Annotated in this window: 5 protein-coding genes and 1 pseudogene; 5 read left to right on the forward strand and 1 reads right to left on the reverse strand. The window is 70.9% G+C overall.

The window, feature by feature from the left end:
- Positions 1-218: 218 nt before the first annotated feature.
- The 5 genes and pseudogenes from ftsH to FCU40_RS21975 all read left to right on the forward strand — a co-directional run bounded on the left by ftsH (position 219) and on the right by FCU40_RS21975 (position 6,647).
- Complete coding sequence (ftsH, locus tag FCU40_RS21955) at positions 219-2,099, forward strand: ATP-dependent zinc metalloprotease FtsH (protein ID WP_004616235.1); 1,881 nt, start codon at positions 219-221, stop codon at positions 2,097-2,099.
- Positions 2,100-2,166: 67 nt separating this feature from the next.
- Positions 2,167-4,309 (forward strand): annotated as a pseudogene (locus tag FCU40_RS21960) (ATP-binding protein).
- Between the two features lie 95 nt (positions 4,310-4,404).
- Positions 4,405-5,253 carry a dihydropteroate synthase gene (gene folP / locus FCU40_RS21965; RefSeq protein ID WP_168077882.1) on the forward strand — a complete coding sequence of 283 codons (849 nt, stop codon included), beginning with the start codon at positions 4,405-4,407 and terminating at the stop codon, positions 5,251-5,253.
- Positions 5,254-5,262: 9 nt separating this feature from the next.
- On the forward strand, positions 5,263-6,066 hold the full coding sequence (gene thiD / locus FCU40_RS21970) for a bifunctional hydroxymethylpyrimidine kinase/phosphomethylpyrimidine kinase (RefSeq protein ID WP_168077884.1): 804 nt from the start codon (positions 5,263-5,265) through the stop codon (positions 6,064-6,066).
- Complete coding sequence (locus FCU40_RS21975) at positions 6,063-6,647, forward strand: nucleotidyltransferase family protein (RefSeq protein ID WP_168077886.1); 585 nt, start codon at positions 6,063-6,065, stop codon at positions 6,645-6,647. Before thiD ends, FCU40_RS21975 begins: the two co-directional genes overlap by 4 nt.
- A gap of 9 nt (positions 6,648-6,656) precedes the next feature.
- Here the strand turns inward: FCU40_RS21975 and FCU40_RS21980 are convergent.
- Positions 6,657-7,169, reverse strand: a 513-nt coding sequence (locus FCU40_RS21980) for an ATP-binding cassette domain-containing protein (protein ID WP_168077888.1), incomplete at its 5' end; no start/stop codon positions are given.

Consider the following 7,169-nt stretch of genomic DNA (forward strand, 5'->3'; position numbering starts at 1 on the left):
CACGCCGGAAGGCGGCGTTCCGCGCTGTCCCGCGCTTGACGGACCGGTTCTTGCGGAGGAAGGAGGCGGGCGCGCGCGTTTGCTCGTTCTGGATCGCTTCGAGGCCGCGATCGGCCTTCGCGACCAAGAAACCGTGACCTGACGTCACGCGCATGGCGCAAGCGCCCGCGACCGCCTATCTTGGTGGATCGAGGCTACTCGTTGGGAAGACGAAGCGTATGAATTTCAGGAACCTGGCCATCTGGCTGGTCATCGTGGCGGTGCTGGCGGGCGTGTTCGTCGTCAGCCAGAACGCGCGCACGAAGAATGGCGGCGAAGTCAGCTACTCGCAGCTGCTCAAGGAGGTCGACGCCGGCCGGATCAAATCGGCGGACATCGCCGGACAGACGGTCACGGCCCACACGGCCGACGGCCGCGTGCTGACCGTCAACGCGCCGATGACGTCCGACGACCTGGTCAACCGCATGGTGGCCAAGAACGCCGACGTGAAGTTCAAGAGCGCCTCGATCAGCCCCTGGGCCATCCTGATCCAGCTGCTGCCGATCCTGCTGGTGGTCGGCGTCTGGCTGTTCTTCATGCGTCAGATGCAGGGCGGGGCCAAGGGCGCCATGGGCTTTGGCAAGTCGAAGGCCCGGCTGCTGACCGAGAACAAGAACCGCATCACCTTCGAGGACGTCGCCGGCGTCGACGAGGCCAAGGAAGAGCTGCAGGAGGTCGTCGACTTCCTGAAGGATCCGGCCAAGTTCCAGCGCCTGGGCGGCAAGATCCCGAAGGGCGCCCTGCTGGTCGGCCCGCCCGGCACCGGTAAGACCCTGATCGCCCGCGCCGTCGCCGGCGAGGCCGGCGTGCCGTTCTTCACCATCTCGGGTTCGGACTTCGTCGAGATGTTCGTCGGCGTCGGCGCCAGCCGCGTCCGCGACATGTTCGAGCAGGCCAAGAAGAACGCCCCCTGCATCATCTTCATCGACGAAATCGACGCCGTCGGTCGCCACCGGGGCGCCGGCCTGGGCGGCGGCAACGACGAGCGCGAGCAGACCCTCAACCAGCTGCTGGTCGAGATGGACGGCTTCGAGGCCAACGAAGGCATCATCCTGATCGCCGCCACCAACCGTCCCGACGTGCTGGACCCGGCGCTGCTGCGTCCGGGCCGCTTCGACCGCCAGGTCGTGGTGCCGAACCCGGACGTCTCGGGCCGCGAGAAGATCATCCGCGTCCACATGAAGAACGTGCCGCTGGCCGCCGATGTCGACGTCAAGACCCTGGCGCGCGGCACGCCGGGCTTCTCGGGCGCGGACCTGGCCAACCTGGTCAACGAAGCCGCCCTGATGGCCGCCCGCAAGAACCGCCGCATGGTCACCATGAGCGACTTCGAGCAGGCCAAGGACAAGGTGATGATGGGCGCCGAGCGCCGCTCGATGGCCATGAACGAGGAAGAAAAGCGCAACACGGCCTATCACGAGGGCGGCCACGCCATCGTGGCGCTGAACGTTCCGCTGGCCGATCCGGTGCACAAGGCCACCATCGTGCCGCGCGGCCGCGCCCTGGGCATGGTCATGCAACTGCCGGAAGGCGACCGCTACTCGATGAAGTACCAGCAGATGACCAGCCGCCTGGCCATCATGATGGGCGGCCGCGTGGCCGAGGAGATCATCTTCGGCAAGGAGAACATCACCTCCGGCGCGTCCAGCGACATCAAGGCGGCCACCGACCTGGCCCGCAACATGGTCACCCGCTGGGGCTATTCGGACCTGCTGGGCACCGTGGCCTATGGCGACAACCAGGACGAGGTGTTCCTGGGCCACTCGGTCGCCCGCACTCAGAACGTCTCGGAAGAGACCGCGCGTCTGATCGACGGCGAGGTCAAGCGTCTGGTCCAGTATGGGCTCGACGAGGCGCGCCGCATCCTGACCGAGAAGCTCGACGATCTGCACACCCTGGCCAAGGCGCTGCTGGAGTACGAGACCCTGTCGGGCGAGGAGATCGCCGGCGTCCTGAAAGGCGTCGCGCCCAAGCGCGACGAGGAGGAGACGAAGGAAACCATCGTCGCCCCCTCGCTGGTGCCGCTCTCGCCGGGCGCCGGGGCCAGCGTCACCGCCTGACGCGCCCACGATCGGAACGATCAAGGCCGGCTCGAAAGAGCCGGCTTTTTTCTTGGCCGTCGCGCGTCTGTTGGAATTTTCGCGGCCAGGCTTGCAACCCGTGGGCCGAAGCGGCCGTTAGGAGCTCGGCCATACGCGCGCGGCCACGGGGCTTGATCTTGGACACCACGACCACCGCCGAGTCTTCGGATTCGCCGCGATTTCCGGCCAGTGTCGCCGCGTTGCTGGACGGCGCCGGCGCGGCGCGGGCGGCGCCGGACGTCTGGTCGCCGGCGCTGACGGTCGCCGCGGGCATGATGCAGGCCTCGCCGATCCCGGCCTTTCTGGCCTGGAGCCCCTCCGTCCCGCCTCTGGGCAACGCCGCCGCCCGCGCCCTGCTGGACGGGGCGGGCGCGGACGAGGCCTTTCCGATCCCCGCCGCCCGCGACGTCATCGTCCGCGCCTGGGCGGGCGAGAGCGCGGTTCTGGAGAACGTCGCCTTCACCCGCGCCGGCGAGGAGGCCTGGTGCAACCTTCTCGCCTTGCCGGTGCGCGACGAGGCGGGCGTGGTCCAGGGCGTGCTGGTCCACTGCAACGACATCACCCAGCGGGTTCTGGAGGACCGGGCCCGCCGCGAGGAGGAGCGTCGCTACCGCGCCCTGTTCGAGTCGATGGACGAGGGCTTCTGCGTCATCGAGTTTCTGGACGGTCCGTTCGGTCCGCTCAGCGACTACGTGCACATCATGGCCAACGCGGCCTACGAGCGGCACGCGGGGATTCCCAACGTCGTCGGCCAGCGGCTGCGGGAAATGGTGCCCGACGAGGCCGACGCCTGGGTCGCTCGCTACGGCGCGGTGCTGCGCACCGGCCGGCCGATCCGCTTCGAGCAGGAACTGGTGGCCACGGGACGTCACCTCTCGCTGTCGTCGTTCCGGATCGAGCCGCCGGAGCTGCGTCAGGTGGCCGTGCTGTTCCAGGACGTCACCGCGCGCAAGCGGGCCGAGGCCGAGCTGCGCCATCTGAACGAGACCCTCGAGGCCCGCGTCGCCGAGGCCCTGGCCGAGCGCGAACAGACCGAGGAGGCGCTTCGCCAAGCCCAGAAGATGGAAGCGGTCGGGCAGCTGACCGGGGGGCTGGCCCACGACTTCAACAATCTGCTGGCCGGGATCTCGGGGGCGTTCGAGATGATCGGACAGCGCCTGGCCCAGGGGCGTGCGGCCGATGTCGATCGCTATCTGACCGCCGGTCAGGGCGCGGCCCGGCGGGCGGCGGCCCTGACCCATCGCCTGCTGGCCTTCTCGCGCCGCCAGACCCTGGCCCCCCGGTCGGTGGTGATCAACCGGCTGATGGCCGAGTTCGTGGAGCTGGTGCGCCGCACCGTCGGCCCGGCCATCGAGGTCGAGATGGTGGCCGCCGCCGGGCTGTGGCCGACCCTGGTCGACGCCAACCAGCTGGAAAACGCGCTGCTGAACCTGTGCATCAACGCCCGCGACGCCATGCCGGACGGGGGCAAGATCACCATCGAGACCGGCAATCGCTGGCTGGACGCCCGCACCGCCCGCGACCATGGGCTGGAGCCGGGCCAGTATGTCTCCGTCTGCGTCAGCGACAACGGCGCGGGCATCGACAAGGCGACGCTGGAGCGGGTGTTCGACCCGTTCTTCACCACCAAGCCGATCGGCCAGGGCACGGGTCTGGGCCTGTCGATGGTCTATGGCTTCGCCCGCCAGTCGAACGGCCATGTCCGGATCTATTCCGAGGTCGGGCAGGGCACCATGGTCTGCCTTTACCTGCCCCGCCATCTGGGCCAGGAAGACGTCGAGGAGGCCGAAACGCCCGTCGACGCTCCGCGGCTCGGGGCGGGCAAGACGGTGCTGGTGGTCGATGACGAGCCGACCGTGCGGATGCTGGTGGTCGACGCGCTCGCCGAGCTGGGGCACGACTGCCTGGAGGCCCCCGACGGCGCGACCGGCTTGAAGGTTCTGCAGTCCCAGGCGCGTGTGGACCTGCTGATCACCGATGTTGGCCTGCCTGGCGGGCTGAACGGGCGGCAGGTCGCCGACGGCGCCCGCGCCCTGCGGCCGGACCTGAAGGTGCTGTTCATCACCGGCTACGCCGAAAACGCCGTGCTGAACCACGGCCATATCGAGCCCGGCATGGAGGTGCTGACCAAGCCGTTCGCGATCGGCGACCTCACCGCGCGGATCGACCGTATGCTGAGCGAAGGCTGATCGGATCGACCGCTGACGTCCGCGCGGCCTTCGCGGGTCTGTCATGCCGCCGCTCCGGACGTGACCCAGGGGCGGGCAGGGGCTAACTAGGCCCCATGACCGCCAGCCTCCGCCCCCGCGTGATGGGGATCGTCAATGTCACGCCCGACAGCTTCTCGGATGGGGGGCGGTTTCTCGACCCGCGCCAGGGCGTCGAGCACGCCCGGCGTCTGATCGCCCAGGGCGCCGACATCCTGGATATCGGCGGCGAGAGCACCCGTCCCGGCGCGGCGCCGGTCTCGGCGGAGGACGAGGCCGCGCGGGTGCTCCCGCTGATCGAAGCGATCCGCGCGGTCAGCGACATCCCGATCTCGATCGACACCATGAAGCCCGCCGTGGCCCGCGCGGCGGTCGCGGCGGGCGCGACGATCTGGAATGACGTGGCGGCGCTGCGCTTTTCGCCCGAAGCGCCCGAGGTCGCCGCCGGGCTCGGCTGCGAGGTCGTGCTGATGCACATGCTGGGCCGGCCGGGGACCATGCAGGACGAGCCGCGCTACGACGACGTCGCGGCCGAGGTCGAGGCTTTTCTGCTGGCCCGGGCCGCCGCCGCCATGGCCGCTGGAGTGGCCCGCGAGAAGATCTGGCTGGATCCGGGCATCGGCTTCGGCAAGACCCTGGCGCACAACCTGGCCCTGCTGGCCGCCCTGCCGCGCTTCGTCGCCCTGGGCTATCCGATCCTGCTGGGCGCCAGCCGCAAGCGCTTCATCGCCGGCGTCGATCCGTCGGCGGATCAAGCGACCGACCGCCTCGGCGGCTCCCTGGCCGCGCATCTGGCCGGGGCCGCGGCGGGGGTGGCTGCCGTGCGGGTCCACGACGCGCGCGAGACGGTCCAGGCGCTGGACGTCTGGGCGGCGATTCAGGCGGCCGCCGGGACGACGGTTTCCGACGCCGCGATTCCCGCCTAAACACCCTGCATGTCCCACACCGCTCCAGGCCGCGTCCTCGTCATCGCCGGGTCGGATTCCGGCGGCGGCGCGGGGATCCAGGCCGACATCAAGACCATCACGGCCCTCGGCGGCTACGCCGCCACCGCCATCACCGCCGTGACGGTGCAGAACACCCTGGGCGTCACCGGCGTGTATCCGATCCCGCTGGCGGTGATCGCCGCCCAGGCCCAGGCGGTGCTGGACGACATCGGCGCCGACGCGATCAAGACCGGGATGCTGGGCGACGCCGGCGTGGTCGAGACCGTGGCCGCCGCCCTGGACCAGGCCGGCGCGGTTCCCGCCGTCGTCGATCCGGTGATGATCGCCAAGGGCGGCGCGCCCCTGCTGGCCGAGGCGGCGATCGCGGCGGTCAAGACGCTGATGATCCCGCGCGCCGCGCTGCTGACCCCCAACGCGCCGGAAGCCGCGGCCCTGACGGGCCTCTCCGTCGAGACTCTGGACGACCAGCGTCGCGCGGGCGAGGCCCTGCTGGCCATGGGCGCCCGGGCGGTGCTGATGAAGGGCGGCCACGTGGCCGGCGAGCGGGTCGTGGACCTTTTGATGACGCCGGCCGGCGAAACCACCTTCGAGGGCGAGCGGATCGACACGCGCCACACGCACGGCACCGGCTGCACCCTGGCTTCGGCCTGCGCCGTCGGCCTGGCCCAGGGCCTGTCGCTGGAGGCCAGCGTCGCCCGCGCCTGGAACTATGTGCACGAGGCGATGCTGCGCGCGCCCGGCCTCGGCGCCGGTCATGGGCCGCTGGACCACGGCTGGACGCTGCGGGCATGAGCCAGGACCTCGAAAGCCGCCTGATCGACATCGTCCGCGCCACGCCCACCACCTGGGCGGTGCTGGAGACGGCCCGCGACCTGGACCTGCCCGACTGGATGATCTTCTCCGGCGCGGTCTACCAGCCGGTCTGGAACCACCTGACCGGCCGTGATCTGACCTATGGGATCAAGGACTACGACCTGGCCTATCACGACGACAGCGACGTCTCGTATGAGGCCGAGGACGCGGTGATCCAGCGCGTGGCCGCCGCCTTCGCGTCGCCGCTGCGCGAGCTGGTGGAGGTGCGAAACCAGGCCCGGGTTCACCTGTGGTTCGCCCAGAAGTTCGGCGCCGACGAGCCCTATCCGCCGCTGGAAAACAGCGCCGCCGCTCTGAAGCGCTTCGTCGCGACGGCCTTCTGCGTCGGGGTCCGACTGGAGCCGGACGACACGCTGCGGGTCTGGGCGCCGTTCGGCCTGGAGGACCTGTTCGCCCTGCGGCTGCGCCCCAATCCGCTGCGGATCAAGGGCGCGGGCGGCTGGGCGCGCACCACCGGCTCGGCCAAGGCGCGCTGGCCCGAGGTCGTGATCGAAGGCTGAGGGTGGGTTTCAGTCCACCGTCGCGGCCCGCATCTTGGCCGCGCTGACCGGCTTGGGCGCGGCCTCGGGCGGGGCGCCCAGGGTGATCCGCGTCGCGCAGATCGCCGCCGGCGCGGGGCGATGGCTGACCAGCAGTAGGCCCTGGCCCGTCTGGTCCAGCCGCCGGCGCAGGCGCTCGACGACCTGGGCCTCGGTGGTCGGGTCCAGGCCCTCGGTCGGCTCGTCCAGCAGGAGCCAGGGCGCGTCGCGCAGATAGGCCCGCGCCAGGGCCAGCCGTCGGCGCTCGCCGCCGGACAGCCGCTCGCCGTCGTCGCCGAGCCAGGCGTTAAGGCCCTCCGGCGCGGCGCGGACGCGCTCGGCCAGGCAGGCGTCCTCGAGCACGGCCCACAGCGCCTCGTCGGTCGCCTTCGGCGCGGCCAGGCGCAGGTTGTCGCGCACCGAGCCGGCGATCAGGGCGGCGTCCTGCGGCAGCCAGGCGAAGGCGCTTCGGGGCGCCGACGAGGCCTGGCCGCGCAGGCCCAG

The sequence above is a fragment of the Caulobacter sp. SSI4214 genome (assembly GCF_012184455.1).
Lineage (GTDB): Bacteria > Pseudomonadota > Alphaproteobacteria > Caulobacterales > Caulobacteraceae > Caulobacter > Caulobacter vibrioides_E.